Genomic DNA, 20,859 nt, shown 5'->3' on the forward strand with positions numbered 1-20,859 from the left:
CACGTGAAACACCCCTCAACTCGGCACACGGACCGGCCGCGTCAGACGCCGATGTTGCGGCCGTCCTTGCGCCACACGCTGACGACGGCGGGGCGGACCATCTTGCCGGGCCCGTCGGGCCACGTGGAGAGCGGGTTCTCGACGGTGGCGCCGTCGAGCTCGCCCGGGTGCTGCACGGCGACCAGGACGCGCTTGTCCTGGACCAGCGGGCCGCAGGTCTCGGCGCCGCGCGGGACGGTCAGGAACTGCTTCAGCTCACCGCGGCGCTCACCGGCGGTCGCGACGCCGAACAGGCCGTCGTGGCTGCCGAGCTGGTTGCCGTCGGTGGAGATCCACAGGTTGCCGTGCGAGTCGAAGGTCACGTTGTCCGGGCAGGAGATCGGGCTGACCTTGTCCTTCGGGAAGCCCGCGAAGTAGGTCGCCGGGTCGTTCGGGTCACCGGCGACCAGGAACAGGCGCCAGGCGAAGCCGTCGGAGGCCGGGTCGTTCCAGTGCTCGGCGAGCTCCAGGATCTGGCCGTGCTTGTTCAGGTTGCGCGGGTTGGCCTCGTCGGCGCCCGGCTGGCCGGGCTTGCCGCGGTTGGTGTTGTTGGTCAGCGCGACGTAGACGCGGCCGGTGCGCGGCGAGGGCTCGATGTCCTCGGGGCGGTCCATCTTGGTGGCGCCGACCTTGTCGCCGGCCTGGCGCGTGAAGACGCAGACCTCCTCGGCGGTCATGCCCTCGACGTGCGAGGTCGCGCCCGCGGCGGTGGCCGTGACCAGCGGGATCCAGACGCCGGTGCCGTCGAACTCGCCGTCGTTGGGGAGCTTGCCGGTGCCGTCGAACTCGGCGGCCGGGGAGTCGCCGGTGAGCTTGGCCACGTACAGGGTGCCCTCGTCGAGCAGGGTCAGGTTGTGCTCGCGGGCGGCGCGGGACTTGCCCTTCTTCATCCGCTTCGAGGAGACGAACTTGTAGAAGTAGTCGAAGCGCTCGTCGTCGCCCGTGTAGACGACCGGACGGCCGTCCTCGGTGAGGCGTGGCTGGGCGCCCTCGTGCTTGAAGCGGCCCAGCGCGGTGTGCTTGCGCGGGGTGGAGTTCGGGTCGTACGGGTCCAGCTCGACGACGTAGCCGAAGCGGTTGGGCTCGTTCGGCTCCTGGAGCACGTCGAAGCGCTTGTCGAAGCGCTCCCACTTGCGCTCGGAGGCGGCGCCGGTGACGCCGTAGCGCTTCAGGCGGGCGGCCTGGACGGGCTCGGTGACGGCCCCGCCGTTGGCGAAGTACTGGTTGAAGTTCTCCTCGCCGTGGAGGGTGGTGCCCCACGGGGTGGTGCCGCCCGAGCAGTTGTTGAGGGTGCCCAGGACCTTGGTGCCGGTCGGGTCGACGGAGGTCTTCACCAGGTCGCTGCCGGCGGCCGGGCCGGTCAGGCGGAACTCGCTGGTGGCGGTCAGGCGGCGGTTGAGCTCGTGGCGGCGGACCGCGGTGAGCTTGCCGCTGCGGTGGTCCTCCTGGACCACGACGACACCCAGGCCGTGGGCGGCCCAGGCGATCTCGACCTGCTCGCGGGTCGGGTTGTTCGCGTCGTAGTCGGCGAACATCAGGATCTCGTCGGTGTACTCGTGGTTGGCGACGAGGATCTGGCGGCGCTCGTAGTCGTCGTCCAGCGGGAGCAGGCTGAGGAAGTCGTTGTTGTAGCCGAACTGACCGGCCTGGGCGGCGGCGGTCTGGTTCTTCTCGTCGAAGGCCGGCGCACCGCGCAGGATCGGGTCGCCCCAGCGGATCACGACGTTCTGCGCGTAACCCTCGGGGATGGTGACCTGGTCGGCGGTGTTCGGGGCGACGGCGGTGAAGCGCAGGCCGCGGGCGGCGCGGCCCTCGGCGGTACCGGTCGCGGCGGCGGAGGCCGGCGAGCCGGCGGCGACGGCGGTGGCGCCGCCCTTGCCGGTGACGGCGGCCGTGCCGGCCGCGGCGGCGACGGTCACGACGGCCGCGGCGCGCATCATCGAGCGGCGCGAGAGCGCGCCGGATATGACGTCGCCGACGTACTCGTTGGACGAGGTGTTGGGCACCTCGCTGAAGCAGGCGTCGCCGCAGCGGAAGCGGCAGGTGAGCGCGGAACGACCGCCCGAGTGCGGGGTGCTGGCGAGCGGCAGGAGCTTGCGCACGTATGTCCTCCTTGAGTACACGGCGACGCCCCCTGCGCCGACATCGTGTCGGAATGAATCCAGCCGTGACGGTAGGGCCGGGTTTCGCCACTGCGGCAGCCTGTGGGTGAACGGGGGGTGAACCCGGCACGGCGGGGCGGGAGTTCGCCTCCGGCGCCACGGAATGGCACGCTCGGGGGCGCCCCTCCCTGGTAACCGGCCGTGGGACCGATAACCTTACGTGTCCACTCTGGGCAGGGATCTTTCCCCCAATAACCCGCAGTACGGACAAACATCGCACCCCCAGCTCATGCGAAAGGCCTCGCCCATGGGTATTCGGAGTTTGTTGCGCAAGGTATTCGGCCGCGAACGCGCGGAGGGCGAAGCCGCTGCCGCCACCGGAACCGATGAGCAGGTCCAGGCGGCGCTCCCGGCGCAGGCGGACCGCGCCGCCGGGACGGCCGCGCCGGCCGAGGCCGGCGCCGGCGAGCGGGCGCCGCTCGAAGCGGCGGCCGAGCTGGTGGCCGCCGCCTTCGACAACCCGACCGTGCCGCAGCAGGGCGCGCCGCGCGACCAGGACCCGGTCGCGGTCCCGGTCGCGGCACCGGTCGCCGAACCGGCCCGCGGCGGCGTCGACCTGCTGCCGCCGGCGGAGGCGCTCGTCCCCGAGGCGCGCTCGGCCGAGCGCAAGCCGGTGGCGCCTTCGGCGCCGGCGGCCGGTGGTCCCGACGCCCCCGCACCCGCCTCTGCCTCCGCCGAAACGGAAGTCGAAGCCGAAGCGGAAGCGGAAGCGGAGTCCGAACCCACCGAGGGGTCCGAGCCCGCTTCGGCCGAGGCCCAGCCGGAGCCGGCCGCCGCGGAAGCCGACGTACCGGCCGAGCCCGAGGCCGAGCCCGAGGCCGAGGCCGAGGCCGAGGCCGCCACCGCGGAGGCCGAAGCCGAAGCCGAGGCCGTCGCCGCCGAGGCGGAGGTCGTGGCCGAAGCCGAGGGCATCGCCGCCGCAGCCGCCGTCGCCGAAGCCGAGCCCGACGCGGAGGCCGATGCACCGGCCGAGGCCGAGCCCGAGCACGCCGTCGAGACGGAGGCCGCCGCAGAACCCGCCGCCGAGGCGGACGCCGACGCCGAACCCGCTACCGCGCAGGCCGCCGCACCGGCCGAGGCCGAGACCGAGCCCGCCGCTCAGGCGGAGGCCGAGCCCGTCGCCGCGCCCGTCGCCGAGCCGGCCGAGGCGGGGGCCGAGCCCCTCGCTGAGGTCGCCGCCGAACCGGCCGCCGCCGAGGTCGAGCCCGTCGCCGAGCCCGCCGCCGACGTCACCGCCGAACCGGTCGCCGCCGAACCGGTCGCCGCCGAAGCGGAGGCCGTAGTGGAGTCAGCTGTCGAGGCCGCTGTCGAGGCCGTGGTCGCGGCTGAGACCGGGTCCGACGTCGAAGCCGTCGTCGAGCCCGCCGCTCAGACGGAGGCCGAGCCCGCCACCGAGAACCGGCCCGTCGCCGAGGCGGACGCCGACACCGAAGGTGGGCCGGCGCATTCGCTGGCTCGGGTGCGGGCGCGGGCGCAGGGGCTCGGGGACGCCTACAAGGCGGCCGGCAACGTGCTGCGGGGGCGCGGCATGGGGGGTGCGCGGGCCCGCGTGTACCTCGTGCTCGACCGGTCCGGTTCGATGCGCTCGTTCTACAAGGACGGCAGCGCCCAGCACCTCGCCGACCACGTGCTCGCCCTCGCCGCGCACCTCGACGAGGCGGCCACGGTCCACACCGTGTTCTTCTCGACGGACATCGACGGCACCGGCGACCTGACCCTCGACAACCACGAGGGCCGCGTCGAGGCCCTGCACGCCGGGTTCGGACACATGGGCCGGACCAGCTACCACCGGGCCGTCGAGGAGGTCGTCGCGCACTACGAGAAGGCCGGCGCGGACGGCCCCGCCCTCGTCGTGTTCCAGACCGACGGCGCACCCGACAACCGCCAGCCGGCCCGCCAGGCCCTCGCCGACGCGGCCGGACACGACATCCACTGGCAGTTCGTCGCGTTCGGCGATCACGAGTCCAAGGCCTTCGACTTCCTGCGCAAGCTGGACGCCGAGAACGCCGGTTTCTTCCACGCCGGCCCGGCCCCCCGCGAGCTCACCTCGTCGGCCCTGGTCAAGGGCCTGCTGGGCGAGTTCCGCCGCTGAGCGGCGCGCACCGCCGCCCGCGCCTCCCCCGGTCCGCCGGGGGAGGCGTTCACCCGGGCGGGGTCCACCCCCTGATATCGCGGTGAACCCCGCCCGTCCGGGCCATTAGGATTTCGCCCATGGCGGCCACTGGATCCGAGAAGCACGAGGGCGCGGCGTTCTACGTCACGACCCCGATTTACTACGTCAACGACGCTCCTCACCTGGGCCACGCCTATACGACCGTCGCAGGCGACGTGCTCACGCGCTGGCACCGTCAGCGCGGCGAGAAGGTGTGGTACCTCACCGGCACGGACGAACACGGTCAGAAGATCATGCGCACTGCCGAGGCGAACGGCGTCAGCCCGCAGGAGTGGTGCGACAAGCTCGTCGAGGAGGCCTGGAAGCCCCTCTGGGAGCACCTGAACATCGCGAACGACGACTTCATCCGCACCACGGAGAAGCGGCACACCGACCGTGTGCAGGAGTTCGTCCAGGACCTGTTCGACAAGGGCGAGATCTACAAGGGCGGCTACGAGGGCCCGTACTGCGTGGGCTGCGAGGAGTACAAGCTCCCCGGCGATCTGATCGAGGACGAGTCCGGCACCAAGCTGTGCCCCGTCCACAAGAAGCCGGTGGAGATCCTCAAGGAGGAGAACTACTTCTTCAAGCTCTCCGAGTACGGCCCCAAGCTCCTGGAGCTGTACGAGGCCAACCCCGGGTTCATCCAGCCCGAGTCGGCCCGCAACGAGGTCATGAACTTCGTCAAGCAGGGCCTCGAGGACCTGTCGATCTCCCGTTCCACCTTCGACTGGGGCGTCCCGGTCCCGTGGGACGACAAGCACGTCATCTACGTGTGGATCGACGCGCTCCTGAACTACGCGACGGCGGTCGGCTACAACGAGAACCCGGCGAAGTTCGGCGAGACCTTCCCGGCGAACGTCCACCTCATCGGCAAGGACATCCTCCGCTTCCACGCGATCATCTGGCCCGCCATGCTGATGGCGCAGGGCCTGCCGGTCCCCGGCCGGATCGCGGCCAACGGTTGGCTGATGGTCGGCGGCGAGAAGATGTCGAAGTCGAACCTGACCGGCATCAAGCCGCAGGACCTCACCGCGCACTTCGGCGTCGACGCCTACCGCTGGTACTTCCTGCGCGCGATCGCCTTCGGCCAGGACGGGTCCTTCTCCTGGGAGGACTTCTCCGCGCGCTACACCTCCGAGCTGGCCAACGACTACGGCAACCTCGCCTCGCGCGTGGCCGCCATGGTCGGCAAGTACTTCGGCGGCGCGCTGCCCGCGGCCACCGCCGCCGGCGACGCCGAGAAGGCCATCGCCGAGGGCATGGCCAAGGCCGTGGCCGAGGCCGACGCCAAGATCGGCGACGAGCTGGACTTCCAGGCCGGCATCCTGGCGATCTTCGACTTCGTGAAGCAGGTCAACGGCTACATCACGGAGCAGGAGCCGTGGAAGGTGGCCAAGGACGAGTCGGAGGAGGGCCGCGCCCGCCTCGCGACCATCCTCTACACGGCGGCCGAGGCGCTGCGCGCCGTCGCCGTCCTGCTGAACCCGGTCATGCCGGAGACCTCGCAGGCGCTGTGGGACTCGCTCGGCGCCGAGGCCGCCGACCTGGGCCCGCTCGCGGACCAGCACGTCCAGGACGCCGGCACGTGGGGCCTGCTCCCGGTCGGCGCCACGGTCACCAAGGGCGCGGTGCTCTTCCCCCGCCTGGAAGAGAAGCCGGCCGAATAGCCCGGCCGCTCCCGTCCCCCCGGGCGACGGGACGAACGCGTGAACAAAAGGCCCCGCACGGTACAACCGTGCGGGGCCCTCGCATGTCCAATTCCATGATCGGCACCAGTCCGACGGGGGAAAGGGACCTACTCCATGGGCATGCACGCCCGCACGCGCGGCCGCCTGGCGGCCGCCGCGACCACCACGGCGCTCATCGTCACGGGCGGATTCGCCCAGCCGCTGCTCACCGCGGGCGCCGCCCACGCGGCGCCGCTGCCGGTGTGGAACGCGCCCGTGACCGTCGGCTCCGACGAGTTCGCGGCCCGGGCCATGGAGGTCGCCGCGCTGCCCGACGGCTCCGCGGTCGCCCTGTGGCGCGACCGCGCCGACGTCTTCGCCGCGGTGCGGCCCGCCGACAGCGACCTGTGGGGAATGCCGAAGCAGCTGGGCTCGGGCGCCACCGACCGGATCGCGCCGCGCCTGGTCACCGGCGCGGACGGGGTGGCCACCGCGGTGTGGGCGGAGGGCGCCGCGCAGCAGCCGGGCGGCCCGGTCCCCGCGACCCGGCTGATGACGGCCGCCTTCCGGGCGGCGGGCTCCTGGTCCGCGCCGCACGAGCTGCTCGGCATGGGGGCGGCCGCGTTCGTCGCGGACGTGCAAGTGGCTCCGGGCCCGCAGGGCACCGCCACCGCCGTCTGGTCCTCGCGCCCCGTGGGCGGACAGGACCCGGCCTCCACGGCCACGTCCGCCGTGTACGCGGCCGCCCGGGCGGCCGACGGCGTCTGGAGCACGCCGGTGCCGGTGGCCGCCGCCACCGCGGACGGGGAATCCGTGGGCGCGGCGGACGCGGCCGTGGACACCGCGGGCACCGCGGTGATCGCGTACCGCCACACCGCACCGGGGGACCGGGCGCAGATCAAGACGGTCACCCGGGAGGGCCTCGGCGGGGCCTGGGGCGCACCGGTCCCGCTCTCCGCGCTCCAGGTCGGCACCCGGGAGCCGAACATCGGCGCGGGCCCCGAGGGCTCGCTCGTGGTGACGTGGCCGGAGCAGGCCGGGGAGGACGTGGACGACCAGGACGTCCTCGTCTCCGTGCGGCGGCCCGGGGCCGCCGCCTGGGGCCCCGTCCAGCAGGTGCCGGTGTGGGCCGACGACACGACGGTCCCGGCCCCGGAGCCGCTCATCGCGCCGGACGGCGATGTGACGCTGGTGTGGTGGGAGTGGCAGGACCGCGGGGACGACACCGCCGAGGACCTCTACTCCGCGACCCTGCCCGCGGACGGGAGCACCTGGTCCAGGCAGAAGATCAGCACGGCCAGGGCGAGCACCGGGCACGACGTGTCCATCGGCCCGGACGGCACCGTCCGGGTGCTGTGGACCACCACGCGGAGCCAGGACTCCGCCCGGTGGGAGCAGCTGACCACGGCCACCCGGACCCCGGACGACGGCGCGTGGTCCGCCCCGGTGCCGGTCCCGCACGACGGTCCGCAGGCTCCTGCCTGGCGCGGCGGGGGGCAGATCGCGGCCGGGCCCGCCCGCTCCGCGACGGTGCTGTGGAACGCGTCGAACGGGGAGGGCGTCAAGTCCTCCCGGACCGCCTTCCGGCCGCCGGTCGGGACCGTCTCGGCCCGGGTCCCGGCCACGGCCGCGCTCGCCGGGACCACCCCGTCCTCCGTGGTGTGGGCACCGGAGTGGAAGCTGAACCAGCAGGTCGAGTCCTGGAAACTCACCCTCACCGAGCCCTCGGGACGGGTGTTCCGGACCTTCTCCGGGTACGCCACCGGCACGATCGCGCCGAAGTGGAACGGCCGTGACACCTCGACGCCCAAGGCCCTGGCGCCGAACGGCCCGCTGACCTGGCGGCTGACCGCGCGCGGCCCGCAGGCCGCCTCCGACACCGTCCTGGCCTCCGGCAGGACCGTCACCGTCACCGGCGGCGCGGCCGTACGCCGTGACGCCGGCGGCCGCGCCGGCACCCCGGACGGCACCGGGGACCTGCTCTCCACCACCGCCTCGGGCAGCCTGCGCATCGCCTACGGCAACCCGGCCACCGGCAACTTCAGCGGCAGCTCCACCACGACCGGCTGGCCCAAGGGCTTCCGCCCGGTCCCCGTCGGCAACATGAGCGGCGACCGCTGCAACGACACCCTGGTCCGCCTCGCCGACGGCGTGATGCGCCGCTACACGCCCGCCTGCGGGGCCGCACTGAAGCCGAGCAGCCCGTACAAGGTGCTCGGCAGGGGCTGGAACGCGTACGACCTGATCACCTCGCCCGGCGACCTGACCGGGGACGGCCGGCCGGAGCTGATCGCCCGCGACCCGAAGACCGGCACGCTGTACCGGTACGACACCGTGGCCGCGACCGGGCTGTTCGCCCCGCGGGTGTCGCTGGGCGCCGGCTTCAAGGGCTACAAGAAGATCGTGGGCGCGGGCGACCTCAACGGCGACGGGCGCGGCGACCTGCTCCTCCAGGACGCCTCGAACGAGCTGTGGCGCATGAACGGCAACAAGAGCGGGAAGCTCGACGCCCGCGTCCTGGTCGCCGCCGGTTGGGGCGCCTCGTACGACGCGGTGGTCGGCGCCGGGGACCTGACCGGGGACGGCCGCGCCGACCTGGTCGCCCGTGACACGAGCGGGAGGATCTGGCGCTTCAACGGCACCGGCAAGGGCACCTTCGGCGCCGGCACCCAGCTGGGCACCGGCTGGCAGGTCTACCAGGGCGTCCACTAGCAGCCCGTGGGTCCCCCTGATCGGGGGGCTTCGGCGGGCCACGGGCGAGGCGGTGCTCCCCACGGGGGTGGGAACACCGCCTTTCCCTTGCCCGTCACCCAGGAAAATTTCGTTCGACGTACAACCGTACGAGTGCCTGGCGGGTCCAACTCGGTGATCCACACCGCATGCTGGAAGGAACCCGCCTCATGGGCGTACCCGCCCGTTCCCGCGGCCGGCTGGCTGCCGCCGCCTTCACCGCCACCGGCCTGCTCGCGACCGGGGCCCTCGCCGTCCCGTCGGCGGCGACCGCCGCGAGCCCGGCTGCCGCCACGGCCGCCACGGCCGCCGCCGCGCTCCCGCCGTGGAACCTGGCGGGCCCCGTGAGCAGCACCGCGTACTCCGCCGGGTACAAGGAGCTCGTCGTCGCCTCCGACGGTTCGGCGGTCGCCCTGTGGAACGCGATCGTCGAGGGGACCACCAAGCGCCGGCTGTACGCGGCCCTGCGCGCGCCCGGCAGCAGCACCTGGGGCCCGGCGAAGCTGCTCGCCGAGACCCCGACGGACCGGGGCGACGTGCAGCTCGTGGCCGGCACCGGCAACGAGGTCACCGCCGTGTGGGCGGAGTCCCTCCGGGCCGACGTCACCCAGGAGGGCCGGCTGGAGGCCCGCGTCATGGCCGCCACCCTGAACACCGCCACCGGTGTCTGGACGCAGCCCGCCGAGGTCCTCGCGAACGCCGACGCCCTGCGGATCGACCGGCTGCGGCTGGCCGCGGGTCCCGGCGGCATCTTCTCCGCGGTCTGGTCCGGCCGCACGGAGCCGACCGACGGCGGTCCGTGGCAGACCGTCAGCACGGTCGCCACCGCCACCCGAGGCGCGAACGGCGTCTGGAGCAAGCCCGCCGTGGTCGCCACCTCGGCCTCGGCGGCGGACTCCGTGACGGCCGCCGACATCGTCGTGGACACCGCGGGCGTGGCCGTGATCGCGTTCCGCCGCCACACCGACCGGGACAAGCTGTCCTCGATCGAGACGCTCAGCCGTCCCTCCGTCGACGGGACGTGGAGCGCGCCGACCCCGCTGACCGTGCCCGCCGCCAGGACGGCCAAGCCGAACCTGGGCGCCGGACCGGACGGCACCATCGCCGTCACCTGGACCGACGAGGACGCGCAGGCGGAGGGCTACGAGGGCACCACGCTGGCCGTCCACGGCGCCGTCCGGCGGCCGGAGTCGGCCGGCTGGAGCGTCCCCCGCCAGCTGGGCCACGCCCTGCCGGCCGCCCACATCGACACGCCGGAACCGCTGGTCTCCCCCCGGGGCGACGTGACGATCGTCTGGTCCGAGTCGCGGTACGACGGCGCCAAGACCACGACCGCGCTGAACAGCTCGACGCTGGCCGCCGGCGCCGCCGCCTGGACCCCGGCCGCCAACGTCGCCCGCGCCACGGACCGCGAGATCCGCGGCCACCACGACGCCGCGATCGGCCCGGACGGCACGGTCCGCGTGGTGTGGTCCCAGCTCTGGGCCTCGGCGGGGCCGAACGCCTACGCCGTGACCGAGACGGCACGGGACCCGAGGACCGGCACCTGGACGGCGCCGGTACGGCTCTCCCAGGTCACCGGCGCCGAGACCGAGGAGATCGGCGAGGTCGCCGTCGGCAAGGACGGGGCCGGCGCCGCGTTCTGGTCCGGGGACAACGGCTACACCCCGGAGCAGCTGTTCGCCGCCCGCACCAGCACCGAGCCGCCCGTCGCCCTCGTGTCCTCCACGGTGCCCGCCACCGTCACCGTCAGCAACATGACCCCGGTGACGATCTGGGACCCGGTCTGGAACACCAACCGGCCGGTCCGCTGGACCCTGACGCTCAAGGACACCGCGGGCAGGGTGTTCCGTACCATCCAGGGCGACCTGTCCCAGCAGATCAGGCCCCGCTGGGAGGGGTACACGGACAAGAAGTACTTCGCCCCCAACGGCCCGGCCGGCTGGGAGCTCAAGGCCACCGGCGCCGAGTCCCCGACCGCGGTCGTCCTGGGCCGGGGCACGGTCACCATGCTGGGCGGCTCGGCCGTACGCCGTGACTTCGGCTCCCGCGCCGGGACCCCGGACGGGACCGGGGACCTGATGTCCACCACGTCCTCGGGCAGCCTGCGCATCGCGTACGGACACGCGGGCAGCGGCAACTTCAGTGGCAGCGTCACCACCACGGGTTGGCCCAAGGGCTTCCTGCCGGTCCCCATCGGGGGGGTCGTGCCGGGGGACCGCGACAACGACCTGCTCGTCCGGATGCCCTCCGGTGAGCTGCGCCGCTACAACCCCAACCGCGCCGCCAAGATCGTGCCCACCACCAACCACACGGTCCTGGGCAAGGGCTGGAACGCGTACGACATCCTGACCTCGCCCGGTGACGTGACGAAGGACGGCCGCGCCGACCTGATCGCCCGAGACCCGAAGACCGGCGCGCTGTACCTGTACGCCACCGCCCGCTCCGGCTCCGGCGGCTTCGCCCCCAAGGTCTCGCTCGGGACCTCGTACAAGGGCTTCAAGAAGATCGTCGGCGCCGGGGACCTCAACGGCGACCGGATCGGCGACCTGCTCCTCCAGGACGCGTCCAACGAGCTGTGGCGCATGTACGGCAAGGGCGACGGCACCTTCGGCGCCCGCATCCTCCTCGCCAAGGACTGGGGCGGCTCCTACAACGCCCTCGTCGGCGTCAACGACCTGACCGGCGACGGCCGCGCCGACCTGGTCGCCCGCGACACGAGCGGGAGGATCTGGCGCTTCAACGGCACCGGCAAGGGCACCTTCGGCGCCCGCGCCCAGCTCGGCACCGGCTGGCAGGTCTACAGCGGCCTGCACTGATCCGGCTCGGGCATGACGAAGGGCCCGGGATCCGTGCGGATCCCGGGCCCTTCGCGTTCTTCCGCTCAGCGGATCAGCTCGATCACGCAGCGCGCGCCGCCGCTCTGCAGTTTCGCCTCGCAGGTGTCCAGGGAGACACCCGGCTGTTCCGCGAGGGCAACGCGCCCCCGTTCGGGTGACCGACCGGGGGCGGCTTCGTTCGGACGGATCCGGCCTAGCGGGCGGCGTCCGGGTGGACGGCCTCGGAGACCGGGCGGTCGCCGGCCGGCTTGGCCTCGACCTGCTTCGTCTCGACCGGCTTGCGCAGGGCGATGTTCAGCTCGCGCAGGCGGGCCTCCTCCAGCACCGTCGGCGCGCCCATCATCAGGTCCTGGGCGTTGCCGTTCAGCGGGAAGGCGATGGTCTCGCGGATGTTCGGCTCGTCGGCCAGGAGCATCACGATGCGGTCCACGCCCGGGGCGATGCCGCCGTGCGGCGGGGCGCCGAACTGGAAGGCGCGCAGCATGCCCGCGAACTCGGTCTCGACGGTCTCGCGGCTGTAGCCGGCGATCTCGAAGGCCTTGAACATGATGTCGGGCTCGTGGTTGCGGATCGCGCCGGAGGACAGCTCGATGCCGTTGCAGACGATGTCGTACTGCCAGCCGAGGATGTCCAGGGGGTCCTGGGTCTCCAGGGCCTCCAGGCCGCCCTGCGGCATCGAGAAGGGGTTGTGCGAGAAGTCGATCTTGCCGGTCTCCTCGTCCTTCTCGTACATCGGGAAGTCGACGATCCAGGCGAAGCGGAAGACGCCCTCTTCGAACTGGCCGGCGCGCTTGGCGGCCTCGACGCGGACCGGGCCCATGATCTTGGAGACCTCGTCGAACTCGCCCGCGCCGAAGAACACGGCGTGGCCGGCCTGGAGGCCGAGGCGCTCGGTGAGGACCTTGACGTTCTCCTCGGTGAGGAACTTCGCGATCGGGCCGGTGAGCGCGCCCTCCTCGCCGACGCGGACCCAGGCGAGGCCCTTGGCGCCGAGGGAGACGGCGAAGTCGCCGAGGCCGTCGAAGAACTTGCGCGGCTGGTCACCGGTGTTCGGGACGGCCAGGGCGCGCACGTGCTTGCCGGCGAAGGCCTTGAACTCGGAGTTCTCGAAGACGTCGGTGATGTCGACCAGTTCGAGCTGCGCGCGCAGGTCGGGCTTGTCGTTGCCGTACTTCAGCATCGACTCGCGGAACGGGATCCGCGGGAACGGCGAGGTGACGTGGCGGCCGTTGCCGAACTCCTCGAAGAGCTCGGTCATCAGCTTCTCGATCGGCTGGAAGACGTCCTCCTGCTCGACGAAGGACATCTCCACGTCGAGCTGGTAGAACTCGCCCGGCGAGCGGTCGGCGCGGGCGTCCTCGTCGCGGAAGCAGGGCGCGATCTGGAAGTAGCGGTCGAAGCCGGAGATCATCAGCAGCTGCTTGAACTGCTGCGGGGCCTGCGGCAGGGCGTAGAACTTGCCCGGGTTCAGGCGGGAGGGGACCACGAAGTCACGGGCGCCCTCGGGGGAGGTCGCGGTGAGGATCGGGGTCGCCATCTCGTTGAAGCCGAGGGCCACCATCTTCGAGCGGATCGAGGCGATGACGGCGGAGCGCAGCATGATGTTGCGGTGCATGCGCTCGCGGCGCAGGTCGAGGAAGCGGTACTCCAGGCGCCGCTCCTCGTTCACGCCGTCGTCGGTGTTGATGGTGAAGGGCAGCGGGGCGGCCGCGCCGAGCACCTCGACGGTCTCGACCTCGACCTCGACCTCGCCGGTCGGCAGCTCGGGGTTGATGTTGTCCGCGCCGCGGGAGACCACCTTGCCGTCGATCTTGACGACGGTCTCCTTGGTGAGGTGGCTCAGGGCCTCGTTCGCGGCGGTACCGGGGCGGGCGACGAGCTGCGTGATGCCGTAGTGGTCACGCAGATCGATGAAGAGGATGCCGCCCAGGTCTCGACGATTGTGCAGCCAGCCGCTCAGCCGGACGTCGGAGGCGACGTCGGAGGCGCGGAGCTCGCCGCAGGTGTGGGACCTGTACCGATGCATCATTCATCCAGTTCTTCGCGAGGTGCTCTGCGAGGTTCTCTGCGATAGCAGGGACAGCAGGGTGGGCGGGGCCTGATAAGGGCCCACCCCAGATTACCTGCCGGTCCGCCTGTGACCGGATCGCGCGGCGGCTGCCGGGCAAACCGGTGCTTTCAGCTGTAAAGATGAGTCAGTGCGTACCGAGGACGTTCTGGCCGCCGTCGCGACCGGCCTGTGGCGGTGGGACAACGTGTCCGGCACGGTCAGCCTCGACAGCGAGGCCGCCCGGCTGCTCGGCCTGCCCCCGCGGCCCGCGACGGTCCCGGAGTCGGCGGTGCGGTCCCGGTTCCACCCGGTGGACTGGAACGAGGTCAACGGCATCGTGAGCCTGGCGGCCGCCGAGGGCACCCTCGCCGAGGCCCGGCTGCGGATCATGGACGAGGACGGCCGGGTGCTGCGGACCGTGCGCAGCCGCTCCAAGCCGATGGTGGACCGCACGGACTTCCAGCTCATCGGCACGCTCCAGGAGATCGCCGAGCCGCAGCCCGGCACCACCGGCGACCACACGGCCATCACCGGCGACTGGCGGCGCTCCCGGGAGGCGTTCCTGCTGGACGCCGGGCGGGCGCTGGCCGAGGCCCGGTCCACGGCCGAGGTGCTGCGGGTGGCGGCCTCGCTGTCGATGCCCGGTTTCAGTCCGGACGGTCTGGCCGTGTTCGGGGTGGCGGGCGACCGGCTGTCGATCATCGGGCACCACGGGCACGACGCCGGCGACGAGGGCCCGTTCTCGGACATGCGGCTGGAGACGGACTACCCGGCCGCCGAGGTGGTACGTACCGGCCGGGCGATCTACCTGCCCTCGCCGGAGGAGTACAAGCGGCGCTTCCCCGCGACCTGGCCGCTCGCGCAGCGGTTCGGGCGGGCCTCGTGGGCGTTCCTGCCGCTGATCGTCGCGGGCCGGACCATGGGCACGTGGATGGCCGCCTTCCGGCATCCGGTGTCCTTCTCGCCCGACGAGCGGTCGGTGCTGACCACGGTCGCGCGGATGCTGGCGCAGGCCCTCCAGCGGGCCGGCGTGGCCGAGTCGGAGCGGGAGCTGAGCACCGGGCTCCAGCGCTCGATGATGCCCACGCTGGGTCCGGAGATCCCCGGCATGACGGTGGCCGCGCGGTACGTGCCCACCGGCGGCGGGCTCCAGGTCGGCGGCGACTGGTACGACATGATCCCGCTGCCGTCGGGCCGGTTCGCGCTGGTCATCGGGGACGTGCAGGGGCACGACGTGCGGGCGGCCGGACTGATGGGCCAGCTGCGGATCGCGGTGCGCGCGTACGCCTCGGAGGGCCACCGGCCGGACGCGGTGCTCTCCCGGGCCTCGCGCTTCCTGGCCGGCCTGCACACCTCCGCGCTCGGCGGCGCGGCCGGGGCGGGTCCGGCCGCCGACGGGGACGACGACTTCCTGAACCCGCGCTTCGCGACCTGCCTGTACGTGGAGTGCGATCCGGCGACCGGCGTGCTGGAGCTGGCCCGCGCGGGGCATCCGGAGCCCGCCGTGCGGATGACCGACGGCACGGTGCTGATGCGGTCCACGGCGGGCGGGCTGCCGCTGGGCATCGTCCCGGACACCGACTACCCGACGACCCGGTTCACGCTGGAGCCGGGCGAGACGATGATGTTGTGCACCGACGGGCTGATCGAGACCGGCGGGCACGACCTGGACACCGGCTGGGCCCGGCTCAAATCCATCCTGGAGTCCGAGGCGCACGGCTCGGAGAGCCTGGAGGAACTGGCCGATCTGCTGGTCTCCGCGGTCCACGGGCCGTCCTCGCACCACACCACCGGCCCGCTGGCCGACCGCCGCGAGGACGACATAGCCGTGGTGCTGCTGTGCCGGGAGGGCGCGGGCTGCGGCTGTGGCGGCGCGGGCACGGCCCCGGTCCGGCCGGCCCGCCGTACGGTGATCACGGTGGCGCAGGTGGAGCCGGAGCGGATCGCGAGCGCCCGGCGGCAGATCCGGGAGCTGCTGCACGACTGGACGGACCCCGACCAGGTGGACTCGGCGGTGCTGATGGTCTCCGAGATGGTCACCAACGTCCTCATGCACACGGACGGGGACGCGCTCCTCGTCGCGGAGGCCGTCGGCGAGCTCGGCGCCCGGCGGCTGCGGGTGGAGGTCGCGGACTCCAGCGACGAACTGCCGCACAAGCGGCACCCGGGCGAGATGGCCTCCAGCGGGCGCGGGGTGCTGCTGATGGAGATGCTCGCGGACACCTGGGGCGTGGACCCGCAGGGCGAGGGCAAGTCGATCTGGTTCGAGCTGTGCGAGACCGGGGGCGGGTCGGAGGACGGCGGGGACGGGGACGCGGCGTCGGTGCCGGTCCTGGACTGACCCCGGCGGATCGCCCCCACCCCTCACCGCTCAACGCTCACCATCCACCACTCACCCCACTGATCCAGTGCGGTGATTTACAGATCGTATGACTGCACCGTTCGGCGTGGCTGCCCTCGCGCGCCCGGACCGCCCGCACACCCTGGACACCGGACAGGGGGAAGGCGACAAGGAGCAGACCTTGATCAGGTGGACAACGGCCCTCGGCGTGGGCGCACTGGCCGCAGCGGCCGTGCTGGCCCCGGTCCCGGCGGCGTACGCGGCCCCCGGCGGCCCCGGCCCGGCCTTCGCGGGCACCCCGGCCGACGGCCCCCGCGCCTTCTCGCTGAGCCGGTACAGCACGGTGCGGGTGCTGCCGGACGGCAGGCTGTTCGTGGGCGGCTTCGCCCTCCTCGGCCCGCTCGGCCCGGCACCCGGCACCGCAGGAGCCGCCTCCCTGCGCCCCGCGAGCGGCCTCCCCGGCACCTCCTGGGACACGGACCCGGTCCCCGACACCTCCTGGAACACGGACCCGGTCCCCGCCGCGGCCGGTACCGGGATCGCCGACCCGCTCGACTGCACCCTGGTCGGCACCCCCGGCGACGACGTCCTGACCGGCACCAGCGCCGACGACGTCCTGTGCGGCCTCGGCGGCAACGACGTCCTGTACGGCCGCTCCGGCAACGACCGCCTGCACGGCGGCGACGGCAAGGACAGCGTCTACGGCGGCTCGGGCGACGACGTCCTGGTCGGCGGCGACGGCGACGACCTGGCGGACGGCGGCTCCGGCGACGACACCCTCGCCCTCGGGGCGGGCGCGGACACCGGCACCGGCGGCTCGGGCGAGGACACGATCGGCGCCGTCGACGAGGTCGGCGGCAACGACGCCGCGGACGGCGACTCGGGAACCGACACCTGCACCGGGGACACCGGCGACACCAGGGCCCACTGCTGACCCCCTGGCGATCACGGCCGGCACGGCGCACCGGCCGACGGCCACGACGGCACGACACAGCCCCAGGTCGATGACCTGGGGCTGTGTCGTCGTGGCACGGTGCGGGTGGCCGTCGCGGTCAGTCCTCGTCCGCCTCGCCGGCGCCGCGGTGGCCGAGGCCGGTGCGCTCGGTGGTGGGGATGGTCCCCAGCCGGCCGGCCTGGAAGTCGTCGAACGCCTGCTGGAGTTCGGCGCGGCTGTTCATGACGAACGGCCCGTAGTGCGCCATGGGCTCCCGGATGGGCCGCCCGCCCAGCAGCACGATCTCCAGGTCCGGCGCGTTCGCGTCCTGCGACGCGTCCGCCCGCACGGTGATCGAGCCGCCCTCGCCGAACACGGCGGTCTGCCCGGTCTGGACCGGGCGCCGCTCCGCGCCGACGCTGCCGCGCCCGGCCATCACGTACGCGAGGCCGTTGAAGTCCTCGCGCCACGGGAGGGTGAGCTCCGCGCCCGCGGTGACGGTCGCGTGGATCATCGTGATCGGCGTGTGGGTGATGCCGGGGCCCTCGTGGCCGTCCAGCTCGCCGGCGATGACGCGCAGCAGCGCGCCGCCGTCGGGCGTGGTGAGCAGCCGGACCCGGCCGCCGCCGATGTCCTGGTAGCGCGGCGGCATCATCTTGTCGGAGGCGGGGAGGTTCACCCACAGCTGGAGTCCGTGGAAGAGGCCGCCGCTGACCACGAGGGACTCCGGCGGTGCCTCGATGTGGAGGAGTCCGGCGCCGGCGGTCATCCACTGGGTGTCGCCGCCGTTGATGACTCCGCCGCCGCCGTTGCTGTCCTGGTGGACGAAGGTTCCGTCGATCAGGTACGTGACGGTCTCGAAGCCGCGGTGGGGGTGCCAGGGGGTGCCCTTCGGCTCGCCCGGCGCGTACTCCACCTCGCCCATCTGGTCCATCATGATGAACGGGTCGAGGTACTGGTAGTTGATCCCGGCGAAGGCGCGCCGCACCGGGAAGCCCTCGCCCTCGAAGCCGGTGGGCGCGGTCGTCACGGCCAGCACCTTGCGCGGCACGGCCGCCTGGGGCGCCACGACGCGCGGGAGCGTCAACGGGTTCTCCACAGTCACTGCAGGCATGGTCGGCCTCCCTTTCCGTTTCGAGTTTAGTTGAAACTCGAACCTTCTGCCACCCACACAGCAAGGAGCCCCCGGGAATCATTCCCCGAGGGCTCCATGGTGCGAGCGACGCAGGCCGGCGGCGACCCGCGGTCAGCCGCCTGCACGGCAGTGGCGTCTAGCCGCCTGCGCGGCAATGGCGTCTAGCCGTACATCCGGCGCATCGCGAAGTCGACCATCTGCTCGACCGCCTTCGCGTCGAAGACCATCCGGTGGTCGCCCTCCATGTCGAGGACGAAGCCGTAGCCGGTGGGCAGCAGGTCGATCACCTCGGCGCCGGTGATCACGAAGTACTTGGACTCCTTGCCGGCGTACCGGCGCAGCTCCTTGAGCGTGGTGAACATCGGGATCACCGGCTGCTGCGTGTTGTGCAGCGCCAGGAACCCCGGGGTGTCACCGCGCGGGCAGTAGACCTTGGAGGAGGCGAAGATCTGCTGGAAGTCCTCGGCGGACAGCGACCCGGTCGTGAAGGCGCGCACCGCGTCGGCGAGCGACGGCGGCGACGGCTCCGGGTACAGCGGCTGCTCGGCGTAGCCCCCGGCCATCTGCTGTGGCGGCGGCTGCGGGGCGTACTGCTGCCCGGCATTCACGTTCTGGTCGTAGCCGTACATGGGCGACACACTACCGAGCGGGCCCTCGCGCCAGGGCACGGATTCCCGCCAGGCTTCGCGGCGGGCTTGACGCTGGTCACAGTCGCCAGGGGTTGCGTCTTATTACCGGTGGGTAGCATCATTACGTTACCGATTGGTACGTGTAGTACGAGGACCCGCCTCCCCGAGCCTTTAACGGAGCCGTCGCCATGGGGCACTACAAGCCGAACCTCCGAGACATCGAGTTCAACCTCTTCGAGGTGCTCGGCCGCGACAAGGTGTACGGCACCGGACCGTTCGCGGAGATGGACAGCGAGACCGCCAAGGACGTCCTGTCCGAGATCGCGCGCCTGGCCGAGAACGAGCTGGCCGCCTCCTTCGAGGACGCCGACCGCAACCCGCCCGTCTTCGACCCGGCGACGAACACCGCCCCGGTCCCGGCTTCCTTCAAGAAGAGCTACCAGGCCTTCATGGACTCCGAGTACTGGCGCCTGGGCCTGCCGGAGGAGATCGGCGGCACCACCTCCCCGCGCTCCCTGGTCTGGGCGTACGCGGAGCTGCTGCTCGGCTCGAACCCGGCCATCTGGATGTACTCCTCCGGCCCGGCGTTCGCCGGCGTGCTCCACGAGGAGGGCAACGAGGCCCAGAAGAAGATCGCCCAGATCGCGGTCGAGAAGCGCTGGGGCTCCACCATGGTCCTCACCGAGCCGGACGCCGGCTCGGACGTCGGCGCCGGCCGCACCAAGGCGATCCAGCAGGCCGACGGCTCCTGGCACATCGAGGGCGTGAAGCGCTTCATCACGTCCGGTGAGCACGACATGGAGGAGAACATCCTCCACTACGTCCTCGCCCGCCCCGAGGGCCACGGCCCGGGCACCAAGGGCCTGTCGCTCTTCCTGGTCCCGAAGTTCCACTTCGACTGGGAGACCGGCGAGCTGGGCGAGCGCAACGGCGTGTACGCCACGAACGTCGAGCACAAGATGGGCCTCAAGGCCTCCAACACGTGCGAGATGACCTTCGGCGACCAGCACCCCGCCAAGGGCTGGCTGATCGGCGACAAGCACGACGGCATCCGCCAGATGTTCATGATCATCGAGTTCGCCCGCATGATGGTCGGCACGAAGGCCATCGCGACGCTCTCCACCGGCTACCTGAACGCGCTGGAGTACGCCAAGGAGCGCGTGCAGGGCCCCGACCTCGCGAACTTCATGGACAAGACCGCGCCCAAGGTCACCATCACGCACCACCCCGACGTCCGCCGCTCGCTGATGACGCAGAAGGCGTACGCCGAGGGCATGCGCGCCCTGGTCCTGTACACCGCGACGGTCCAGGACGAGATCGCCTTCAAGCAGGCGGAGGGCGAGGACGTCACCGCGCTGGTCGGCCTCAACGACCTGCTCCTGCCGATCGTGAAGGGCTACGGCTCGGAGAAGTCGTACGAGCAGCTGGCCCAGTCCCTGCAGACCTTCGGCGGCTCCGGCTACCTGCAGGAGTACCCGATCGAGCAGTACATCCGGGACGCCAAGATCGACACCCTCTACGAGGGCACCACCGCGATCCAGGGCCAGGACTTCTTCTTCCGGAAGATCGTCCGCGACCAGGGCGCCGCCCTGAACGTCCTCTCGGAGACGATCAAGAAGTTCCTCGCCCAGGGCGAGGGCGGCGAGGACCTGGCCCCGGCCCGCGACGCGCTGGCCAAGGCCGCCGTGGACCTGGAGGCCATCGTCGGCCAGATGATCACCGACCTCACCGCCACCGGCGAGGACGTCAAGAACATCTACAAGGTCGGCCAGAACACCACCCGCCTGCTGATGGCCTCCGGTGACGTCGTCGTCGGCTACCTGCTGCTGCGCGGTGCCGCCGTCGCCGCGGAGAAGCTGCCGACCGCGTCCGCCAAGGACACCGCCTTCTACCAGGGCAAGATCGCGGCCGCGAAGTTCTTCGCCTCGCAGGTCCTGCCGGGCGTCGCCGTCGCCCGCTCCCTGGCCGAGGCCGTCGACAACTCCCTCATGGAGCTCGACGAGGCCGTCTTCTAAAGTCCGAAGACACCACCGGAGCACAACCGGAACCAAACCGGAGGCCGGCCGGGAGCCCGGGGGACACCCCCGGGACCCCAACCCCGCCGGCCTCCGGCACCGGGCCCGAGGGGGCCGGGGCGCTGCGTCACGGCAGCACCCCGGCCCCCTTTGTCGGACGTC

At 72.4% G+C, this 20,859-nt stretch carries 11 protein-coding genes; 7 read left to right on the forward strand and 4 right to left on the reverse strand.

What is annotated here, in order from left to right; translation table 11 throughout:
- Positions 1-41: 41 nt before the first annotated feature.
- Entirely contained in the window at positions 42-2,141 is a 2,100-nt protein-coding gene (locus tag OG764_RS18075) for a PhoX family protein (RefSeq protein WP_328969458.1), read from the reverse strand.
- Positions 2,142-2,466: 325 nt separating this feature from the next.
- On the opposite strand from OG764_RS18075, the gene OG764_RS18080 reads away from it, so the two are divergent.
- The 4 genes from OG764_RS18080 to OG764_RS18095 all read left to right on the forward strand — a co-directional run bounded on the left by OG764_RS18080 (position 2,467) and on the right by OG764_RS18095 (position 11,572).
- Positions 2,467-4,293 carry a VWA domain-containing protein gene (locus OG764_RS18080; RefSeq protein WP_328969459.1) on the forward strand — a complete coding sequence of 609 codons (1,827 nt, stop codon included), beginning with the start codon at positions 2,467-2,469 and terminating at the stop codon, positions 4,291-4,293.
- Between the two features lie 119 nt (positions 4,294-4,412).
- On the forward strand, positions 4,413-6,023 hold the full coding sequence (gene metG, locus OG764_RS18085) for a methionine--tRNA ligase (RefSeq protein WP_328969460.1): 1,611 nt from the start codon (positions 4,413-4,415) through the stop codon (positions 6,021-6,023).
- A gap of 141 nt (positions 6,024-6,164) precedes the next feature.
- Entirely contained in the window at positions 6,165-8,735 is a 2,571-nt protein-coding gene (locus OG764_RS18090; protein WP_328969461.1) for an FG-GAP repeat domain-containing protein, read from the forward strand.
- A 167-nt stretch (positions 8,736-8,902) separates the two neighbouring features.
- Complete coding sequence (locus OG764_RS18095; RefSeq protein WP_328969462.1) at positions 8,903-11,572, forward strand: FG-GAP repeat domain-containing protein; 2,670 nt, start codon at positions 8,903-8,905, stop codon at positions 11,570-11,572.
- A 214-nt stretch (positions 11,573-11,786) separates the two neighbouring features.
- Here the strand turns inward: OG764_RS18095 and aspS are convergent, their stop codons facing one another.
- Positions 11,787-13,619, reverse strand: coding sequence for an aspartate--tRNA ligase (gene aspS, locus OG764_RS18100; protein WP_328973054.1), 1,833 nt, complete (start codon positions 13,617-13,619; stop codon positions 11,787-11,789).
- A gap of 172 nt (positions 13,620-13,791) precedes the next feature.
- Between aspS and OG764_RS18105 the strand changes: the two genes are divergently transcribed.
- Positions 13,792-15,984 carry an ATP-binding SpoIIE family protein phosphatase gene (locus OG764_RS18105; protein ID WP_328969463.1) on the forward strand — a complete coding sequence of 731 codons (2,193 nt, stop codon included), beginning with the start codon at positions 13,792-13,794 and terminating at the stop codon, positions 15,982-15,984.
- An 88-nt stretch (positions 15,985-16,072) separates the two neighbouring features.
- Complete coding sequence (locus tag OG764_RS18110; protein WP_328969464.1) at positions 16,073-16,918, forward strand: calcium-binding protein; 846 nt, start codon at positions 16,073-16,075, stop codon at positions 16,916-16,918.
- A 118-nt stretch (positions 16,919-17,036) separates the two neighbouring features.
- On the opposite strand, the gene OG764_RS18115 is transcribed toward OG764_RS18110, so the two are convergent.
- Together OG764_RS18115 and OG764_RS18120 are read right to left on the reverse strand one after the other, a co-directional pair.
- Entirely contained in the window at positions 17,037-18,032 is a 996-nt protein-coding gene (locus OG764_RS18115) for a pirin family protein (protein WP_328969465.1), read from the reverse strand.
- A gap of 182 nt (positions 18,033-18,214) precedes the next feature.
- Positions 18,215-18,682 (reverse strand): SseB family protein, encoded by a 468-nt coding sequence (locus OG764_RS18120; RefSeq protein WP_328969466.1) that lies wholly within the window; start codon positions 18,680-18,682, stop codon positions 18,215-18,217.
- Between the two features lie 188 nt (positions 18,683-18,870).
- Between OG764_RS18120 and OG764_RS18125 the strand changes: the two genes are divergently transcribed.
- Positions 18,871-20,697: an acyl-CoA dehydrogenase gene (locus OG764_RS18125; RefSeq protein ID WP_328969467.1), complete on the forward strand. Its 1,827-nt coding sequence runs from the start codon at positions 18,871-18,873 to the stop codon at positions 20,695-20,697.
- Positions 20,698-20,859 lie beyond the last annotated feature (162 nt).

This window comes from Streptomyces sp. NBC_00239, assembly GCF_036194065.1.
Classification (GTDB): Bacteria; Actinomycetota; Actinomycetes; order Streptomycetales; family Streptomycetaceae; genus Streptomyces.

Excerpts from the sequence above, each read along its gene's own strand:
- metG (WP_328969460.1), top strand. The coding sequence starts at position 4,413 with ATGGCGGCCACTGGATCCGAGAAGCACGAGGGCGCGGCGTTCTACGTC.
- OG764_RS18090 (WP_328969461.1), top strand. The coding sequence starts at position 6,165 with ATGCACGCCCGCACGCGCGGCCGCCTGGCGGCCGCCGCGACCACCACG.
- OG764_RS18095 (WP_328969462.1), top strand. The coding sequence starts at position 8,903 with ATGCTGGAAGGAACCCGCCTCATGGGCGTACCCGCCCGTTCCCGCGGC.
- aspS (WP_328973054.1), bottom strand. The coding sequence starts at position 13,619 with ATGCATCGGTACAGGTCCCACACCTGCGGCGAGCTCCGCGCCTCCGAC.
- OG764_RS18110 (WP_328969464.1), top strand. The coding sequence starts at position 16,073 with ATGACTGCACCGTTCGGCGTGGCTGCCCTCGCGCGCCCGGACCGCCCG.
- OG764_RS18115 (WP_328969465.1), bottom strand. The coding sequence starts at position 18,032 with ATGCCTGCAGTGACTGTGGAGAACCCGTTGACGCTCCCGCGCGTCGTG.
- OG764_RS18120 (WP_328969466.1), bottom strand. The coding sequence starts at position 18,682 with ATGTACGGCTACGACCAGAACGTGAATGCCGGGCAGCAGTACGCCCCG.
- OG764_RS18125 (WP_328969467.1), top strand. The coding sequence starts at position 18,871 with ATGGGGCACTACAAGCCGAACCTCCGAGACATCGAGTTCAACCTCTTC.